Source organism: Lutibacter sp. HS1-25 (assembly GCF_004121075.1).
In the GTDB taxonomy this organism is placed as follows: Bacteria; Bacteroidota; Bacteroidia; order Flavobacteriales; family Flavobacteriaceae; genus Lutibacter.
On record NZ_RHLN01000013.1, the window covers coordinates 40481 to 58919 of the forward strand.

Annotated in this window: 20 protein-coding genes; 15 read left to right on the forward strand and 5 right to left on the reverse strand. The window is 30.6% G+C overall.

All coding sequences use genetic code 11. The features are described 5' to 3' along the window. Positions 1-79 precede the first annotated feature (79 nt). Both EC396_RS06645 and EC396_RS06650 read left to right on the forward strand, forming a co-directional pair. A complete protein-coding gene (locus EC396_RS06645; protein WP_129365924.1) occupies positions 80-352 on the forward strand; it encodes an HU family DNA-binding protein in 273 nt (90 codons plus the stop codon). Positions 353-448: 96 nt separating this feature from the next. After that, complete coding sequence (locus EC396_RS06650) at positions 449-1006, forward strand: YqgE/AlgH family protein (protein WP_129365925.1); 558 nt, start codon at positions 449-451, stop codon at positions 1004-1006. A 16-nt stretch (positions 1007-1022) separates the two neighbouring features. On the opposite strand, the gene EC396_RS06655 is transcribed toward EC396_RS06650, so the two are convergent. After that, a complete protein-coding gene (locus EC396_RS06655) occupies positions 1023-1379 on the reverse strand; it encodes a 4Fe-4S dicluster domain-containing protein (protein ID WP_129365926.1) in 357 nt (118 codons plus the stop codon). A gap of 48 nt (positions 1380-1427) precedes the next feature. On the opposite strand from EC396_RS06655, the gene EC396_RS06660 reads away from it, so the two are divergent. From EC396_RS06660 to EC396_RS06715, 12 genes are all read left to right on the forward strand, one after another. Then, on the forward strand, positions 1428-2501 hold the full coding sequence (locus EC396_RS06660; RefSeq protein ID WP_129365927.1) for an acyl-CoA reductase: 1074 nt from the start codon (positions 1428-1430) through the stop codon (positions 2499-2501). Positions 2502-2570: 69 nt separating this feature from the next. Then, positions 2571-3638: a 3-phosphoserine/phosphohydroxythreonine transaminase gene (gene serC, locus EC396_RS06665; RefSeq protein WP_129365928.1), complete on the forward strand. Its 1068-nt coding sequence runs from the start codon at positions 2571-2573 to the stop codon at positions 3636-3638. Between the two features lie 18 nt (positions 3639-3656). Further along, positions 3657-4607: a D-2-hydroxyacid dehydrogenase gene (locus EC396_RS06670; protein WP_129365929.1), complete on the forward strand. Its 951-nt coding sequence runs from the start codon at positions 3657-3659 to the stop codon at positions 4605-4607. Positions 4608-4710: 103 nt separating this feature from the next. Beyond that, the gene (locus EC396_RS06675) at positions 4711-5964 is read left to right on the forward strand and encodes a DUF1015 domain-containing protein (protein WP_129365930.1); all 1254 of its coding nucleotides are present in this window, start codon (positions 4711-4713) and stop codon (positions 5962-5964) included. A 6-nt stretch (positions 5965-5970) separates the two neighbouring features. Further along, the gene (locus EC396_RS06680) at positions 5971-6639 is read left to right on the forward strand and encodes a YggS family pyridoxal phosphate-dependent enzyme (protein ID WP_129365931.1); all 669 of its coding nucleotides are present in this window, start codon (positions 5971-5973) and stop codon (positions 6637-6639) included. After that, positions 6640-7719, forward strand: coding sequence for an exonuclease domain-containing protein (locus EC396_RS06685; protein WP_129365932.1), 1080 nt, complete (start codon positions 6640-6642; stop codon positions 7717-7719). A 49-nt stretch (positions 7720-7768) separates the two neighbouring features. Further along, positions 7769-8593, forward strand: a complete 825-nt coding sequence (locus tag EC396_RS06690) for an ion transporter (RefSeq protein ID WP_205757922.1) — start codon at positions 7769-7771, stop codon at positions 8591-8593. Then, a complete protein-coding gene (gene miaA, locus EC396_RS06695; protein ID WP_240665649.1) occupies positions 8556-9509 on the forward strand; it encodes a tRNA (adenosine(37)-N6)-dimethylallyltransferase MiaA in 954 nt (317 codons plus the stop codon). Before EC396_RS06690 ends, miaA begins: the two co-directional genes overlap by 38 nt. Before the next feature lie 108 nt (positions 9510-9617). Continuing rightward, the gene (locus tag EC396_RS06700; RefSeq protein WP_129365934.1) at positions 9618-10064 is read left to right on the forward strand and encodes a hypothetical protein; all 447 of its coding nucleotides are present in this window, start codon (positions 9618-9620) and stop codon (positions 10062-10064) included. A gap of 80 nt (positions 10065-10144) precedes the next feature. After that, the gene (locus EC396_RS06705; RefSeq protein ID WP_129365935.1) at positions 10145-10585 is read left to right on the forward strand and encodes a hypothetical protein; all 441 of its coding nucleotides are present in this window, start codon (positions 10145-10147) and stop codon (positions 10583-10585) included. A 77-nt stretch (positions 10586-10662) separates the two neighbouring features. Next, the gene (locus tag EC396_RS06710; protein ID WP_129365936.1) at positions 10663-11427 is read left to right on the forward strand and encodes a TIGR02757 family protein; all 765 of its coding nucleotides are present in this window, start codon (positions 10663-10665) and stop codon (positions 11425-11427) included. Positions 11428-11533: 106 nt separating this feature from the next. After that, positions 11534-12340 carry a porin family protein gene (locus EC396_RS06715; RefSeq protein WP_129365937.1) on the forward strand — a complete coding sequence of 269 codons (807 nt, stop codon included), beginning with the start codon at positions 11534-11536 and terminating at the stop codon, positions 12338-12340. A 199-nt stretch (positions 12341-12539) separates the two neighbouring features. On the opposite strand, the gene EC396_RS06720 is transcribed toward EC396_RS06715, so the two are convergent. The 3 genes from EC396_RS06720 to EC396_RS06730 form a co-directional block, all read right to left on the reverse strand. After that, on the reverse strand, positions 12540-13784 hold the full coding sequence (locus EC396_RS06720; protein ID WP_129365938.1) for an aminotransferase class I/II-fold pyridoxal phosphate-dependent enzyme: 1245 nt from the start codon (positions 13782-13784) through the stop codon (positions 12540-12542). Positions 13785-13933: 149 nt separating this feature from the next. Then, entirely contained in the window at positions 13934-14971 is a 1038-nt protein-coding gene (locus EC396_RS06725; RefSeq protein ID WP_129365939.1) for a PLP-dependent cysteine synthase family protein, read from the reverse strand. Between the two features lie 89 nt (positions 14972-15060). Continuing rightward, the gene (locus tag EC396_RS06730; RefSeq protein ID WP_129365940.1) at positions 15061-17121 is read right to left on the reverse strand and encodes a S9 family peptidase; all 2061 of its coding nucleotides are present in this window, start codon (positions 17119-17121) and stop codon (positions 15061-15063) included. Positions 17122-17183: 62 nt separating this feature from the next. Between EC396_RS06730 and EC396_RS06735 the strand changes: the two genes are divergently transcribed. After that, positions 17184-17507, forward strand: coding sequence for a YbaB/EbfC family nucleoid-associated protein (locus EC396_RS06735; protein WP_129365941.1), 324 nt, complete (start codon positions 17184-17186; stop codon positions 17505-17507). Positions 17508-17676: 169 nt separating this feature from the next. On the opposite strand, the gene EC396_RS06740 is transcribed toward EC396_RS06735, so the two are convergent. Next, positions 17677-18426 (reverse strand): LytTR family DNA-binding domain-containing protein, encoded by a 750-nt coding sequence (locus EC396_RS06740; RefSeq protein WP_129365942.1) that lies wholly within the window; start codon positions 18424-18426, stop codon positions 17677-17679. Between the last annotated feature and the right edge of the window lie 13 nt (positions 18427-18439).

An 18439-nucleotide genomic window follows, 5' to 3' on the forward strand; every position in this document is an offset into this window, starting at 1 on the left:
ACAAACCCTTATTCCGTCTAACTTTGTTAAGCTATTATTAGCGAAATATGTTTAACCAAAATAAATTAAGATTTAAATTATGAACAAATCAGATTTAATTGATGCTATGGCAGCTGATGCTGGCATTTCAAAAGCAGCAGCAAAGTTAGCTTTAGAATCATTAACAGACAATGTAACAAAAACACTTAAAGATGGTGGTAAAGTTGCACTAGTAGGATGGGGAACTTGGTCTATCTCTAAAAGAGCGGCTAGAAGTGGTAGAAACCCTCAAACAGGAAAAACCATTAATATTGAAGCTAAAAATGTAGTTAAATTTAAAGCAGGTGCTGGATTTAGCGATGCTGTAAACTAATACATAAAAGTTTATCTTATTAAAAAGCTTTCTAAAAAAATTAGAGAGCTTTTTTTTGTTCCATATTTTTATTACATTTAATCAAACGCTTTATTTATGCTAAAAATAAAACCCTCAAAAGGAAGGTTGCTAATTGCTGAACCTTCAATATTAAACGACAAATCATTTAATAGGTCTGTTATATTCTTAACAGAACATAATAATGACGGAACAATTGGTTTTATTCTTAACAAACCTTCAGAATTTACAATTGTAGATTTAATTCCAGATATTGATTGTGATTTTGTAATTTACAATGGCGGTCCAGTAGAACAAGAAAACCTATATTTTATTCATAAAATACCCGAATTAATAACAGATAGTGTGCATATAGCTAACAACATTTATTGGGGTGGTAATTTTGAAAAATTAACAGCGTTATTAAATAACAACAAGATTAAAGCAGATGATATTCGTTTTTTTCTAGGATATTCTGGATGGTCACAAGAACAATTAAATACAGAACTCCTTGAATCTAGCTGGGTTGTTATTGAAAATAAATTTGAGAATTTATTTTCTGTAGAAAGTGATGAATTTTGGAAAAATCAATTGCTTAAATTTGGTGGAGAATACCAAATTTGGGCAAATGCACCTGAAGATCCTGCCTTAAACTAATTTTTTAAAAATTCAACTATACGTCTCCCTTATGTAAAAATTGATGTTTAGCTAATAAAACCTCATCAGTTTCAACATTATCTTCATCAGGTACACAACAATCAACAGGACAAACTGCTGCGCATTGTGGCTCGTTAAAAAAACCTTTACACTCTGTGCATTTATCTGTTACAATAAAATAGTATTCGTCATTTAAAGGTTCCTGCAACTCATCAGCATCAATTTTATTACCATTTGGCAAAACCACACCTCCTTCAAGTGAAGTTCCATCACTGTATTTCCAATCTTCAGACGCTTCATATATAGCATTGTTTGGACATTCTGCTTCACAAGCGCCACAATTTATACATTCATCTGTTATTTTTATTGCCATACTATGTATTTAGATTAATTTTGCAGCAAATATAAAATTTTTACGACAATGAAATTAGAGCAACGAAAAGAAGCTTTTGCAAAACTAGGTGTATTTTTTAAACAATTCTCTAATTCAAAAATTGAAAAAACAGACAATTCAGAATTCAACACGCTATTTTTTGATGCTTTTAAAATGCAAATCGAAAGAGCTCAAGAGTTTAACGGATGGTTTACAAAAAACAATGTGCTTACAGCAATTGAAAGTTGGAGCAATGCTTTGAGCATTGATAATTTGAATAAATGGACTTCAAAATACTCTTTTAATGAAAATACCGAACCAAAAACTGTAGCCATTATTATGGCTGGTAACATTCCTTTGGTGGGTTTTCATGATTTGTTGTGTGTGCTTATTACAGGAAATAAAGCCTTGGTAAAACTTTCATCACATGATAAACATTTTTTACCTTTAATAGTTAAATATTTAGAACATTACAATCCTTCATTTAAAAACAGCGTTACTTTTACACAAGAAAAATTAACCAATTTTGACGCCGTTATTGCAACTGGAAGTAACAATACTGCACGTTATTTTGAGCATTATTTTGGAAAATACCCAAATATTATTCGTAAAAACAGAAATTCGGTTGCCATAATTACAGGAAAAGAAACCAATGAAGAACTTGAAGCCTTGGGTGAAGACATTTTTCTATATTTTGGATTGGGTTGTAGAAGTGTTTCAAAATTATTTGTGCCAAAAAATTACAATTTCGATTTACTATTCAATGCCTTATACAAATATAACGACATTATAAATTACAAAAAATACGAAAACAATTACGACTATAATAAAGCCGTTTATTTAATGAGTATGTTTAAAATATTAGAAAATGGATTTGTAATGTTGAAGGAAGACAGTAGTTATAGCTCGCCTATTGCAACTGTATTTTATGAGCATTATGACGATTTTGAAATCTTGACAAAAAAGCTAAAAGCAGAAAGTGAGCAAATTCAATGTATTGCGAGTAACGAAAACGTTGTAGATTTCGTAAAATTCGGCAAAACTCAACATCCAAAATTATGGAATTATGCCGATAATGTCGATACCATTGAATTTTTAACGAAAAGTAGCGATTTTTTTTAATAAATATTTTACTCTTTTTTATATTTTTTTAACGAAATTTGTCAGAAATTTAATTCATATTTTATAAAAATGAAAAAACATAATTTTAGCGCAGGTCCTTGTATTTTACCTCAAGAAGTTTTAGCAAAATCTGCCGAAGCGATACTTAATTTTGATGGTCTTAATTTATCATTAATAGAAATTTCACACAGAAGCAAAGAGTTTATTGCTGTAATGGATAAAGCAGTAAGTTTAGTAAAAGAATTATTAAACCTACCTGAAGGTTACTCCGTATTATTTTTACAAGGTGGTGCAAGTCTAGAATTTTTGATGACACCTTATAATATTATGAAAGTTGGCGGTAAGGCTGGATATTTAGACACAGGTGCTTGGAGTTCTAAAGCTATCAAAGAGGCTAAATTATTAGGTGATGTTGAAGTGTTTGCTTCATCTAAAGATAAAACTTACAACTACATACCTAAAAATTACACTGTACCAAAAGACGTTGACTATATCCACGTAACTAGTAACAACACTATTTATGGTACTCAAATAAAAGATTTCCCAAAAACTGATGCACCTTTAGTTGCTGATATGAGTTCTGATATCTTTTCTCGTCAGTTAGACTTTAGCAAATTCGATATTATTTATGCTGGAGCACAAAAAAATATGGGACCTGCTGGTGCAACACTTGTTGTTGTTAAAGACGAAATTTTAGGAAAAACTGGACGTCAAATTCCTGCAATGTTAGATTATCAATCTCATATCAAAAACGACAGTATGTTTAATACACCTGCTGTTTTCTCTGTATATGTTTCAATGTTAACATTACAATGGTTAAAAGACTTAGGTGGTATTCCAGCTATCGAAAAAATAAATGAAGAAAAAGCTGCTTTATTGTATGCTGAAATTGATAGAAATCCTCATTTTAAAGGTTTTGCTGAAAAAGAAGATCGCTCATTAATGAACGTTACTTTTAACTTAACTAACGAAGCTGACCAAGAAGCATTTGACAAAATTTGGAATGCAGCTGGTATTAGTGGTATAAAAGGTCACAGATCAGTTGGTGGATATAGAGCTAGTATTTACAATGCAATGCCTATTGAAAGTGTTCAAGTACTTATTGATGCAATGCAACAACTTGAAAAACAAAACTAATAACAAAAATATATTATAATGAAAGTATTAGCAAATGACGGTTTAGCCAAAAGTGGTATAGCAGCTCTTGGATTAAATGGTTTTGAAGTGGATTTAACTACTGTTGCACAAGATCAATTGGTAGATTACATAAACAAAAATGAAATTGTTGTATTACTTGTAAGAAGTGCTACACAAGTTAGAAAAGATATTATAGACAATTGCCCTTCTTTAAAAATTATTGGTCGTGGTGGTGTTGGAATGGACAATATTGATGTTGAATATGCTCGCGAAAAAGGCCTAAAAGTAATTAATACACCTGCAGCATCTTCTCACTCTGTTGCAGAGTTGGTTTTTGCTCATTTATTTGGAATGGTTCGTTTCTTACACGATGCAAACCGTAACATGCCTTTAGAAGGTGAATCAAAATTCAATACATTAAAAAAAGCTTATGCTAAAGGTATTGAGCTAAAAGGTAAAACTTTGGGTGTAATTGGTTTTGGTAGAATTGGTCAAGCAACTGCAAAGGTTGCCTTAGGATTAGGAATGAAAGTTATTGCTTTTGACCCATTTTTAGAAAGTGCAGATTTAGAATTAGAGTTTTTTGATGGTCAAAAAGTTTCATTTAACGTTAAAACAATTGCAAAAGACGAAGTTTTAAAACAAGCTGACTTTTTAACTTTACACGTTCCTGCTCAAAAAGAGTACGCTATTTCAACAAAAGAATTTGAAATAATGAAAGACGGCGCTATTTTAGTTAACGCAGCACGTGGTGGTGTAGTTGATGAAGTTGCATTGGTAAAAGCTATTGAAAGTGGTAAAATTGCAAAAGCTGCTTTAGACGTTTTTGAAAAAGAACCAAAACCTGAAGTTCAATTACTAATGAACCCTAACCTATCTTTAACTCCACATATTGGTGCAGCAACTGCTGAAGCACAAGATAGAATTGGAACAGAATTAGCACAACAAATTGTTGAAATATTAAAATAATTTGTAGTACATATATTTAAAAAAAGGCTGTTATTTAACAGCCTTTTTTAGTTTATAATTGTAACTTTGACACATTAGTTATTATAAAAACACAAAACTTAATATGGCAATAATTAAACCTTTTAAAGGACTTCGTCCACCTCAAAATAAAGTTAAAGAAGTTGCATGTTTACCTTACGACGTAATGAATTCTGAAGAAGCTGCAATTATGGCAAAAGATAAACCCGCATCATTATTACGTATAACACGTGCTGAAATTGAATTTGAAAAAGACATTGATGCACACGATGAAAAAGTTTATTTACATGCACGTAAAAACTTCGAAATTTTTCAAGAAAACGGAACTTTAACACAAGATAGTGAGCCTAAATATTATATTTATGCGCAAACTATGAATGGAAAAACACAATACGGAATTGTAGGTGCCGCTTCTTGCCAAGATTATTTAGATGGAAACATTAAAAAACACGAACTTACAAGACCTGATAAAGAAGAAGATCGTAAAGTGCTTTCTCGTATTTTAGAAGCAAACATTGAACCTGTATTTTTTACTTACAGAGCAGTGCCAGAAATTGATGCAATTGTTTCTAACATTGTAACCACTAAAAACCCTGAGTACGACTTTTTTGCTGAAGAAGATGGTTTTGGACATCATTTTTGGGTAATTGAAGATGCTGATACAAATAAAACTTTAGAGCAACTTTTTAAAGAAAAAGTACCTTGTACTTATGTTGCAGATGGGCATCATAGAACTGCTGCTGCTGCAGGAATGGCCGAAGAATTTAGCAAACAAAATCCAAATCATACTGGAAATGAAGATTACAACTTTTTTATGGCAGTTCATTTTCCAGACAACCAATTACAAATTATAGATTACAACCGTGTTGTAAAAGATTTAAATGGTTTAAGTACTGATGCGTTTATTGCTAAAGTTGAAGAAAATTTTACAATTAACCAAGTTTCCGAAGAAATCGTAAAACCAAGTCAATTACATGATTTTTCTATGTATTTAAATGGAAAATGGTACGGACTTACTGCAAAAGAGGGCACTTTTAACGACAATGATCCTATTGGTAGCCTTGACGTTAGCGTTTTATCTAAATGTATTTTAGAGCCTGTTTTAGATATCAAAGATTTAAGAACTTCAACAAGAATTGATTTTGTTGGTGGTATTCGTGGCTTAGGAGAATTATCTAAAAGAGTAAATAGTGGTGAAATGGCTGTTGCATTTGCTTTATTCCCTGTAAGTATGGATCAATTAATGAACATTGCCGATACTGGAAATATTATGCCTCCAAAAGTAACCTGGTTCGAACCTAAATTACGTTCTGGACTGGTAATTAATAAATTAAAATAGTAGTTTGTGTCTATAAAAAACAACCTACATAGCATTTTACAATCATTTCCTGATAACGTTCAGTTAGTTGCTGTTTCAAAAACAAAACCTGCAAGTGATGTTCTTGAAGCTTACAATGCCGGACAACGCATTTTTGGCGAAAATAAAATTCAGGAAATGGTTGAAAAATACGAGCAACTTCCAAAAGATATCCAATGGCATATGATTGGACATTTACAAAGCAATAAGGTAAAATACATGGCTGGTTTTGTAAATTTAATTCATGGGGTTGATAGTTTTAAAACATTGAAAGAAATTAACAAACAAGGCCTTAAAAACAACCGAATTATCAATTGTTTGTTGCAACTTAAAATTGCAAAAGAAGATACCAAATTTGGCTTTTCATTTACAGAAGTAGATCAACTTTTAGAATCAACAGCATTTGAAAGCTTGAAAAATATTCAAATTCTGGGTTTTATGGGAATGGCTACTTTTACAAATGATGAAAATATAGTACGTGAAGAATTTAGATCATTGAAAAATTATTTTGAAGCTTCAAAAAAATACAGTTCTTTCAATTTCAATCCTACACAACTATCTATGGGTATGAGCGACGATTATAAAATTGCAATTGAAGAAGGAAGTACCATGATTAGAATAGGAAGTGCTATATTTGGAAATAGAAATTATATATAATTGTACGCAATACTTGACATAGAGACTACCGGAGGTAAATTCAACGAAGAAGGAATTACAGAAATCGCCATCTATAAATTTGATGGTCATGAAATTGTAGATCAGTTTATTAGTTTGGTAAATCCCGAAAAAGACATTCAACCTTTTGTTATTAATTTAACTGGTATTAACAATGAAATGGTTAAAAATGCACCAAAATTTCACGAAGTTGCAAAACGAATTGTTGAAATTACAACAGATTGCGTTTTAGTTGCTCACAATGCCGATTTTGACAATCGTATTTTAACAACAGAGTTTAGAAGACTTGGTTACAATTATGATCGCAAAACACTTTGTACTGTTGAATTAAGTAAAACATTGATTCCAGAACTTCCTTCTTATAAATTGGGTAATTTATGTAAATCATTAGGCATCCCAATTTCTAGTCGTCACCGTGCTGATGGTGATGCCATTGCAACAGTACTATTGTTTAAATTATTGTTAGCTAAAGACATTCACAAAAATATTATAAAAGAAGCTGTAATTACAGAAAATCCAAGAAAATTAGCTTCTAAATTATTGACTATTCTTGACGAATTGCCGTCTAAAACAGGATTGTTTTATGTTCATAATTGTACTACACAAATAATGTACATTGGCAAAGGCAAAAACATTAGAAAAGCTGTAAATCAATTGTTTTTACGTGCATCAAAAAAAGCGCAAACAATTCAAAAAAATGTTGTTTCCGTGACTTATGAAGAAACTGGTAATGAGCTAATTGCGCAATTAAAATTTAACGAAGAAATAAAAACAAACAAACCAAAATATAATTTTATTGCCAAAGTTAAAGAGGAACCTATTGAATTTAGCAACGATAATTTATTAATCATTGACAGAGGTAGAACCATAGGTGAAAAATCAGTTATATTAATTGAAAATAACGAATTTAAAGGTTATTGCTACACCGATTTTGGTTACCAATTAAGTCACTTAGAAATACTTAGAAAACTTATCTCTCCAATGGATAATTCTATTTCAAACAGAAATATCATTAAAAAATACCTTCAAAAAAACAACATTGAAAAAATAATAAGGTTTTAATTATTTAAAAGCTTTAACTTAGTATTTCATTTAGTGATTCTTAATTTTGATTGAACAAAAAAATAACAAACAGGTAAATTGGAAATCGAGACTTCATGATATTATTTATGAAGCCGACACCAAAGAGGGTAAATTATTTGATATCATTCTAATTATCACCATTATAATTAGTATTGTATTGGTAATGCTTGAAAGTGTGAGCAGTATTGACCAAAAATACCACAACATTTTAAATATTTCTGAATGGATTATCACCATTTTATTTACTATTGAATACATTGCCCGCATTATTTGTATTAAAAAACCAACCTCCTACATATTTAGTTTTTATGGAATTATTGATTTTTTAGCGACCATTCCAAAATACATTTCATTAATTTTTGTGGGTACACACGCCTTAATTGCACTCCGTGCTTTGCGCTTGTTAAGGGTTTTTCGAATTTTAAAATTAGCACGCTATATGGGTGCTTCTATCAATTTGGTTGCAGCACTTAAAGCCAGCCGAATTAAAATATTTGTCTTTCTATTTGCCATTATAGTACTTACCATTATTTTAGGAACTATTATGTATTTGGTTGAAGGACCACAAAATGGATTTACCAGCATTCCGTACAGTATGTACTGGGCAATTGTAACCTTAACTACGGTTGGTTATGGTGATATTTCTCCGCACACACCATTTGGTCAGTTTATTGCAAGTATTGTAATGGTATTGGGTTATGGAATTATTGCGGTTCCTACGGGTATTGTTACTTCCGAGTTAACTAAAGCAGATACAAAAGTTCCTATAAATACCCAACATTGTACTAATTGTGGTTCAGACAAACATTTAGACAATGCCAAATATTGTAATAATTGTGGCGCAAAATTATAATATGAAAAATTATTTAATCACAGTTGTAGGTGCTACCGCAATAGGTAAAACAGCTTTAAGCATAAAATTGGCAAATCATTTTAATGCTGAAATTATCTCGTGCGATTCTCGTCAGTTTTATAAAGAAATGAGTATTGGAACTGCAGTACCTTCTACTGAAGAATTGGCTGCTGCAAAACATCATTTTATTAAAAACCGTTCTATTTTTGAAGATTACAGTGTTGGACAATTTGAAAAAGATGCACTTGCTAAATTAGATGCTCTTTTTTCAAAAAACAATGTAGCGATAATGGTTGGCGGTAGTGGCTTGTATGCCAATGCCGTATTAAATGGTTTAGACTATTTTCCTGATGTTCCTGCGGAAATAAGAGCAAATTTAAATGAAAAATTAACTTCAGAAGGAATCGAAGTTCTTCAAAATGAATTAAAAGAACTTGATATTGAAAGTTACAACACCATTGAAATTGAAAATCCACATCGTTTAATTAGAGCTTTGGAAATTTGTATTGGTACTGGTAAAACTTATGCTGAATTTAAAAACAAACCCAAAGCTGCAAGAAATTTTATACCAATAAAAATTGGTCTTACTGCTGATCGCGAAACTATGTACAATCGTATCAACAAACGAGTTGATATTATGATTAAAGAAGGTTTGCTAGAAGAAGCCAAAAACTTGTATGAATTTAAAAAACTAAACGCATTACAAACAGTTGGTTACCGAGAATTATTCGAGTTTTTTGATGGAAATTGCACCTTAGAATTTGCAATTAATGAAATTAAAAAAAATACAAGAAGATTTGCAAAACGACAAGTAACCTGGAATAAAAAAGATACAGAAATATTGTGGTTTGATTTTGAAAAAAACTTCAATATCATTTCAACAGAAATTGAAAAAATAATTCAAAAATCATCTTAATTAAATTTTCAATCATCTAATTTAGTAACTTAAGGTATAACAATTGATAGTACTTATATAATAAACCCTTAGTAAATATTTCATTAACCAATTCTAAAAAATGAAATTATGAAAACTGCAATAAGTAACAGGTTTAAGCTTCAATTCAGTATATTAACAATCGTGTTTTTAACTACTCTCCTATTTTCTGGCTGTGAATTATTTTTAAATGAAGCTGTGGATTGTATTGCTAAAGTAAAACCAAAATTACCCGATAACAATTTGGCAGAAGGAAAATTAGGTATTGAGTATTTTGAAACCATAACTGCTTCAGCAACAAACCACGTAAACGATGATGATTTTGCATATTATTTTAATATGATAGGCAGACCTCCACGTGGAATTAACTATGTTTTTGACCACCGAAAAATTTATTTTAGTGGCATTCCAACCGAAAAAGGTACTTTTAGTTTTTCTATTGATTTATCTATAGGTGATGGATTGGTTTTTAATGATGATGGCATTTGCTTTAGCGACGATTCTACTTCAAAAATTTATACCATTATTATAAATTAGTATCTTAAGGTTTTTAAAACATTTATAAATTGATATCATTGAAATTATTACATTTGTTGATAATTAAAAAAACTTTAAACATGAAAAAATTATTTACATTCTTACTATTCTCTGGTTTATTTGTTGGTGTTTCTAATACAGTAATGGCACAAGAAGATTATCAAGCGTTAAATTTGGCTATTTCTTTTGGAAATAACACTAAAATAAAAGCCAATTACGAAATTCCTGTTGCAAAAAATATCACTGTAGCCCCAGCTGTAATCATTCCTCTAGATTTTGATTATATTGGACTTGGTGTAAAAGCAGATTATTATTTTGATAGTTTAATGAATTTACCAAAACCTTGGGATATTTGGGCTGGTGTAGATACCAGTTTTAATGTAGGTCAAGACAACGATATTTTTGATATTAATGCGCATGTAGGTGTTGAATATAAATTTAACAGCACTTGGGGTATTTTAGGCGAATTTGGTGGTGGATCTGCTTCATTTGGAGGAATTGGTGTAGGTATACACTTTTAATAAAAAATATTTTATATTGAGGCGCTTTTATTAAGTTAAAAGCGCCTTTTTATTTTAACACATTTACAAAATAGACCTTGAATAAAACCGAACTCAAAGAATTTTTAGATCAAAAAGTAATTCAATATAACAATCCAAATTTTATTGAAAGTGATCCTATTCAAATACCGCATCAGTTTTCAATAAAAGAAGACATTGAAATCGCTGGTTTTTTAACAGCCACAATTGCTTGGGGAAACAGAAAAATGATTATCAAAAATGCTTCTAAAATGGTTGAATTGATGGGCAATTCTCCTTATGATTTTGTAATGAACCACAAAGAGCATCATTTAGACAATTTTGATAGCTTTGTACACAGAACATTTAATGCTTATGATTTTCAGTATTTTATAAAATCACTTCAACATATTTATAAAAATCATCAAGGACTTGAAAATGTTTTCAGCAAAAACACTACAAAAACTTCTATACAACCTGCTATCCATAATTTTAAACAACTTTTTTTTGAAATACCACATTTACAGCGTACTGAAAAACACATCTCAGACCCGCTAAAAGGTTCGGCTGCAAAAAGAATTAATATGTTTTTAAGGTGGATGATTAGAAACGATAAAACAGGGGTTGATTTTGGTATTTGGAAAAGTATCTCGCCAAGTATTTTATCTTGTCCGTTAGATGTACACTCTGGAAACGTTGCACGAAAATTAGGTTTATTAACCCGAAAACAAAATGATGCTAAAGCGCTAAATGAGTTAGATTTAAACTTAAGAAAAATGGACAAAAACGATCCCGTAAAATATGATTTTGCACTTTTTGGATTGGGTGTTTTTGAACAGTTTTAAAATTTATTTTAACATTTTATTATGATTTCTAACTTCAAATTATTTTCAAATGAATAATAAGATTATATTTGTGTAGTAACGTTACCTAATTTTAAAAAACATTTAAATGAAAAAACTTAAAAAATTTCTATTGATTAGCTTGGTATTAGTGGCTACTACCAATTATGCACAAACAAACAAATACGGTATTCGTGCCGGTGTAGGTATTCCAAATTTAAAAAGTACTGATAACAACATTTACAGTAAAGATTATGAATCTGTTACTGGATTTGATGGTAGCTTATTTGCTGATTTTGGTATTACTGAAGAATTTTCTATAAAAGCTGAATTGGGCTTTTTAAGAAAAGGAGGCGAACGCAATGGTTGGCAACCAATACCTGCTGCTTTATTAGTGGATCCTGCTACTGGTGAGCCTTTACAATTACCTCCAGGAGTAGTTCCTTATGCTACATTTGATAACAAGGCTGTATTTTCTTATATAGAAATCCCTGTATTGGCTAAATACGAATGGAGTTTAGGTGAAACATGGGGTGTTTATGTAAACGCTGGTCCTTATATTGATTTTATGATCAACCCTAAACAAAAAACAAAAGGAGAGAGTTCAATTTTCATATACTCTCCAGAAGCTGGTGATTATATTCCGATAACTCCACCTATGTCATTTGAAGCAACAACTGATATTTCAAAAGACCTTGCTACCATTGATTTTGGTGCTATGTATGGTATTGGAGTTACCGCAGCTATTAGCGAGCACAGTGAATTATTATTTGATGTAAGAGGTTCTTATGGTTTTTTACCTTTACAAAATGACAAAGACACTTATGGTACAGTTCATATGGGTAGTTTATCTTTTGCTTTAGGTTATGCATATACTTTTCCTAGTAAAGTTCAAAAAACACCGGTTAAACAATAATTTAACTACTTTTTAAAATATAAATCCGCTAAGAAATTGCTCTTAGCGGATTTTTTTTATTGAATTACCCTAGTCTAAATAATTAGTTAAAGCATTTTTAAACCATTGAATTGATTTAAATAAACATTGAATAAATCATCAAAAAAAAACCTTTTAGAAACAAATCTAAAAGGCTTTTTAATTTTTTATAATTTAAATATTACATCATTGAAGCTGCAATACGTTTATAAACACCACCTTCTAATTTTTCACGAATTGCAGAAAAAGAAGCAATTGTTATTTTTACATCTTCTAAATTGTGAGCTGCTGTAGGAATTAATCTTAATAAAATCAATCCTTTTGGAATTACAGGATACACAACTATTGAACAGAATATAGAGTAGTTTTCGCGTAAATCATGAACCATAGCCATTGCTTCAGGAATTTCACCTTCTAAGAAAACCGGAGTAACACAAGTATTAGTTTTACCAATATTAAATCCATTTTCTTTCAATCCATTTTGAAGTGCATTTACATTTTCCCAAAGTTTGTCTTTTAACTCAGGCATTGTTCTAAGCATATCCAAACGTTTTAAAGCACCTTTAACCATTGGCATTGGTAAAGATTTTGCAAACATTTGTGAACGCATATTGTACTGTAAATATTGAATAATGTCTTTATCTGCCGCAAAAAATGCACCAAATCCTGCCATTGATTTTGCAAAAGTAGCAAAGTAAACATCAATACCATCTTGAACACCTTGCTCAAAACCAGCACCTCTACCACCTTCTCCTAAAGTACCAAAACCGTGCGCATCATCAACTAAAAATCTAAAATTGTATTTTTCTTTTAATGCAACAATTTCTTTTAATTTTCCTTGTTCTCCACGCATTCCAAATACACCTTCAGAAATCACTAAAATTCCTCCACCTGTTTCTTCTGCAATTTTTGTAGCTCTTTGAAGATTTTTTTCTAAACTTTCAACATCATTGTGTTTGTAAGTAAATCTTTTTCCATGGTGTAATCTAACACCATCAATAATACAAGCGTGAGAATCAACATCATAAACAATTACATCATGTTTTGTAACCAAAGCATCAATAGCTGAAACCATACCTTGGTATCCAAAATTTACCAAATAAGCAGCTTCTTTTTCAACAAACTCAGCACATTCACGCTCTAATTGTTCATGAAAATTTGTATGCCCAGACATCATTCTAGCACCCATAGGATAAGCCATACCATATTCAGCCGCGGCTTCAGCATCTGCTTTTCTTACTTCTGGATGATTTGCCAATCCAAGGTAATCGTTAATACTCCAAGTAATAACTTCCTTACCATTAAATATCATTTTATCAGAAATTTCACCTTCTAATTTTGGAAAAACAAAATAGCCTTCCGCTTGTTTAGCCCATTTTCCTAAAGGACCTTTATCTTTTACTATTCTTTCAAATAAATCTTTCATTATATATTATTTTAAAATATATGTATTTGATAACTACACATACAAGGGTGCAAATTACGTGATTTTTTTTTTGCTATCAAATGTAAATTACACAAAAAAAGAGGTTAAAATAAATTTCAACCTCTTTTTTTTATTTATTATTTTGATAATTATTTGATGTATTCTACAACTTCATGTGCTTGTTTCTGCGAATCAAAAAATCCTTGTTCTTTCATCCAATCATCACAAAATACTTTTTCCATATAACGAGAACCGTGATCTGGCAATACCAACACTACTTTTGAGTTTTCGTTAAAATAACCTTGCTCTGCATATTGCATTGTTGCTTGTACTATTGCACCACTTGTATATCCTGTAAAAAGACCTTCGGTTACAGCTAACTCTCTTGCTCTGTGTGCTGAAGCTTCATCTGTAACTTTTTCAAAAACATCAATCACATTAAAATTGGTTGCAGTAGGAATTAAATTTTTTCCTAAACCTTCAATTCTGTATGGATAAATTTCATTTTGATCAAACTCACCTGTTTCATGAAATTTTTTCAAAATAGATCCAAAAGCATCAACACCTAAAATTTTAATATTGGGATTTTGTTCTTTTAAATATTTACCAATACCTGAAATTGTTCCTCCTGTACCACTTGCAGCAACCAAATGGGTAATTTCACCATTTGTTTGTTTCCATATTTCTGGACCTGTACTATTGTAATGTGCCTGAGCATTTAATTGATTGAAATATTGATTGATGTAAACTGAATTTGCAGTTTCAGCATGCAATCTTTTTGCTACTTCATAATATGATCTAGGATCATCGGCTTTAACGTGTGCAGGGCAAACATAAACTTTTGCCCCCATTGCTTTTAGCATATTAATTTTTCCAGCAGATGCTTTTGAACTTACTGCCAAAATACAATTATAACCTTTAATAATACTTACTAAAGCCAAACTAAAACCTGTATTTCCTGAGGTAGTTTCAATAATTGTACTCCCTTTTTTTAACAATCCAGATTTTTCAGCTTCTTCAATAATATGTAAAGCAATTCTATCTTTCATAGAATGCCCAGGATTAAATCCTTCATATTTTGCATAGAAACTACCAGAAAGATCTTTGGTTATTTTGTTAAGTTTAATTAATGGAGTATTACCTATTAGGTCTAAAATATTGTTACTAATACCAGTATTTTGTATCATTTTTAATAGTTTAATTCAATATCAAATATTTTTAAAAATAATATTTGATTAATTATCTACAACATGCAAATGTAATATTTTTTTTGAAATCACAATGAAACTTCTAAATCAATTAAAAAACTGTAGTCTCTTGCCACTTCTTTTAAGGCCTCAAAACGCCCAGAAGCACCGCCATGACCAGCTTCCATATTAATATGCATAAGTAGTAGATTTGAATCTGTTTTTAACTCTCTTAATTTTGCTACCCATTTTGCAGGTTCAAAATACTGTACTTGAGAATCGTATAAACCTGTTGTAACTAAAATATTAGGATAATTTTGTTGAATTACATTGTCGTATGGAGAATATGATTTCATATACTCATAATATTCCTTTTCATTTGGATTTCCCCATTCATCATATTCACCAGTTGTAAGCGGAATGCTATCGTCTAACATAGTAGTTAAAACATCTACAAAAGGAACAGCTGCTATAATACCATTAAACAAATCTGGTCTTTGATTAATAACGGCACCCATTAATAAACCACCTGCAGAACCTCCATTTGCATACAAATGTTTACTTGAAGTATATTTATTGTCAATTAAAAAATTAGCACAAGCAATAAAATCGGTAAATGTGTTTAATTTTTGAAGTAATTTTCCGTTTTCGTACCATTTTCTCCCTAAATACTCTCCTCCTCTTATGTGCGCTATGGCAAAAATAAAACCTCGGTCTAACAAACTTAAGCGAGTGGTACTAAAACCTGCATCTACAGTAATACCATAAGAACCATAACCATACAATAACAATGCTGTGTTTTCGCTTAACAAAGTGTTTTTATGATAAACAATAGACATTGGAATTTGAGTGCCATCAGTAGCTGTAGCCCATAAACGCTCACTTTTATAATTACATTTATCAAAATTACCACCCAAAACTTCTTGTTCTTTTACAATTGTTTTTAGTTTGGTATCTACATTAAAATCAATTACCGAACTTGGTGTTGTCATAGAATTGTAACCATAACGAACAATATTTGTGTCAAATTCAGGATTGTAATAAACACCTGCCGAATAGGTTTCTTCTCCAAAAGGCAAATAAAAATCTTCCAAACCATCCCAACGTCTAATTCTAATTTGACATAAACCATTTGAACGCTCTTCAACAACTAAAAACTGTTTAAAAATAGAAATATCTTCAATTAAAACATCTTCTCTATGCGAAATCAAATCAATCCAATTTTCTTTAGAAGTATTTGTTTCTGAAGTTTTCATTATTTTGAAATTGGTAGCACCATCTTTATTGGTAAGTATGTAAAAATTATCTTCAAAATGGGCAATTTCATATTCTAAATCGCGCTCTCTTGTTTGAAAAACTTTAAAATCGCCTGTAGGATTATTGGCATCTAAAATTTGATATTCGGTTGAAACCGTGCTACTTGAACCAATTACAATAAATTTACCTGACTTTGTTTTATAAACAAAAGCGTTAAATGTTTCATCTGCTTCGTAAAATACTTCAACATCTGCCTTAGGATCTGTACCTAAAACATGACGAAATATTTTTTCTGAACGTAAAGTAGACACATTATTTTTAGTGTAAAAAATAGTTTTACTGTCACTTGCCCAACAAGAACCTCCTGTGGTATTTATAATTTTTTCAGGATAAATTTCACCTGTTTCCAAATTTTTAAATTGTAAGGTATATTCTCGTCCGCCTGTAGTATCTACTCCAAAAGATGCTATTTTATTGTTTGGACTTATTGATAAACCCGAAAGTTTATAATAATTATATCCTTCGGCCAACTTATTTACATCAAACATTACCTCTTCTTCTGCTTCTAAAGTTTCAAATTTTCGAGCATAAATTGGATATTGATTTCCTTTTTTAAATCGAGTAATGTAGTAATAGTTATTTTTTTTATAAGGTACAGATTCGTCATCTTCCTTAATACGCGCCTTCATTTCTTCAAATAAATCATCCTTAAACTGCTTTGTATGTGCAGTTTTTTCATTGTAATAATCATTCTCAGCATTTAAATAGGCTATTACTTTGGGATTTTCCTTGTCGTTTAACCAGTAATAATTATCTATTCTTACATCACCATGAATTTCTAATTTCTTTGCGATCTTTTCAGCTCTTGGCGCTTTTACTCCACTTACAATCATACATTTATTTTATTGGGCAAAAATAGTATATTTGCCATTGCAACTTGTTAAAATATATTAAAATGTTTGGAGATTTAGCTGGAATGATGGGCAAATTAAAAGAAGCTCAGGCAAAAATTGAAGCCACAAAATTACGTTTAAACAGTATTTTTATTGATGGTGATGCTGGAAACGGAATGGTAAAAGTTACTGTTACTGCCAATAGTAAAGTAACAAATATTTCTATTGATGATAGTTTAACCGATAAGGAAGAAATTGAAGATTACCTTATAATTGCTCTAAATACTGCCTTGGAAAAAGCAAAAAACATCAACGAATTAGAGCTTGCCAATGCTGCCAAAGACGGGATGCCAAATATTCCTGGAATGGATCTGTTTGGGAAATAAATATTTGATATTGATATTAGATATTTGAAGTTTGATATTTGAGGTTTGAGGTTTATAGATTATCATGTCTATTTATTTCGAAATAACACCTTCGAACTTTAGACTTTTGATTTTTGACTTCAGGACTTTTGACTTTTGACTTTAGACTTAAAACTTTTGACATTCAAACCTACTCTATCCAATTTTTAAAGTCTTTTACACGTTCTCGACTAACAATTATTTCGGTTGCTGAAAACGAGTTTAAAATCAACTTTAAACGACTATTACTGTACGATATAATATCTTTTATGGCGTTGATATTTACTAAAAATGTTCTGTTGGCTCTAAAAAACAATGCTGGATCTAGTTTTTCTTCCAATTGTTCTAAAGTTTCTTCGAGCAAATAGCTTCTATTGTCTATTGTATGTATGTTAGTTGCCTTGTTTTCACTATAAAAACATTCAATAGCTTCTACTGAAATCATTTTTAAATGCTGTCCTATTTTTACTGTAAAACGCTTTTTATAGCTTTTTTCAGAAGGCGCAACCAATTTTTTAATCTGTTCTATATTAAAATTAATTTTTGCTGAAGTTTGCAATTTATTGTATTGATCAATGGCATTTTGAAGTTCATCACTATCAATTGGTTTTAACAAATAATCTACACTATTTAACTTAAATGCCTTTAAAGCATATTCGTCATAAGCAGTGGTAAAAATAATGGCACTTTTGACATCAACTTCTTCAAAAATTTCAAAAGACAAACCATCAGATAGTTGAATATCTAAAAATAACAAATCGGGGTGTTCGTTGTTATAAAACCAATTTACCGATTCTTCAACGGAGTGTAACATCGCAATTGGTTCTATACCAAATTCGTTTAACATTCTGCTCAATCTTCGAGCAGCAGGTTTTTCGTCTTCAATAATTACTACTTTCATTTTTAGTATTTAA

Excerpts from the sequence above, each read along its gene's own strand:
- EC396_RS06645 (WP_129365924.1), top strand. The coding sequence starts at position 80 with ATGAACAAATCAGATTTAATTGATGCTATGGCAGCTGATGCTGGCATT.
- EC396_RS06650 (WP_129365925.1), top strand. The coding sequence starts at position 449 with ATGCTAAAAATAAAACCCTCAAAAGGAAGGTTGCTAATTGCTGAACCT.
- EC396_RS06655 (WP_129365926.1), bottom strand. The coding sequence starts at position 1,379 with ATGGCAATAAAAATAACAGATGAATGTATAAATTGTGGCGCTTGTGAA.
- EC396_RS06660 (WP_129365927.1), top strand. The coding sequence starts at position 1,428 with ATGAAATTAGAGCAACGAAAAGAAGCTTTTGCAAAACTAGGTGTATTT.
- serC (WP_129365928.1), top strand. The coding sequence starts at position 2,571 with ATGAAAAAACATAATTTTAGCGCAGGTCCTTGTATTTTACCTCAAGAA.
- EC396_RS06670 (WP_129365929.1), top strand. The coding sequence starts at position 3,657 with ATGAAAGTATTAGCAAATGACGGTTTAGCCAAAAGTGGTATAGCAGCT.
- EC396_RS06675 (WP_129365930.1), top strand. The coding sequence starts at position 4,711 with ATGGCAATAATTAAACCTTTTAAAGGACTTCGTCCACCTCAAAATAAA.
- miaA (WP_240665649.1), top strand. The coding sequence starts at position 8,556 with ATGCCAAATATTGTAATAATTGTGGCGCAAAATTATAATATGAAAAAT.
- EC396_RS06700 (WP_129365934.1), top strand. The coding sequence starts at position 9,618 with ATGAAAACTGCAATAAGTAACAGGTTTAAGCTTCAATTCAGTATATTA.
- EC396_RS06705 (WP_129365935.1), top strand. The coding sequence starts at position 10,145 with ATGAAAAAATTATTTACATTCTTACTATTCTCTGGTTTATTTGTTGGT.
- EC396_RS06715 (WP_129365937.1), top strand. The coding sequence starts at position 11,534 with ATGAAAAAACTTAAAAAATTTCTATTGATTAGCTTGGTATTAGTGGCT.
- EC396_RS06720 (WP_129365938.1), bottom strand. The coding sequence starts at position 13,784 with ATGAAAGATTTATTTGAAAGAATAGTAAAAGATAAAGGTCCTTTAGGA.
- EC396_RS06725 (WP_129365939.1), bottom strand. The coding sequence starts at position 14,971 with ATGATACAAAATACTGGTATTAGTAACAATATTTTAGACCTAATAGGT.
- EC396_RS06730 (WP_129365940.1), bottom strand. The coding sequence starts at position 17,121 with ATGATTGTAAGTGGAGTAAAAGCGCCAAGAGCTGAAAAGATCGCAAAG.
- EC396_RS06735 (WP_129365941.1), top strand. The coding sequence starts at position 17,184 with ATGTTTGGAGATTTAGCTGGAATGATGGGCAAATTAAAAGAAGCTCAG.
- EC396_RS06740 (WP_129365942.1), bottom strand. The coding sequence starts at position 18,426 with ATGAAAGTAGTAATTATTGAAGACGAAAAACCTGCTGCTCGAAGATTG.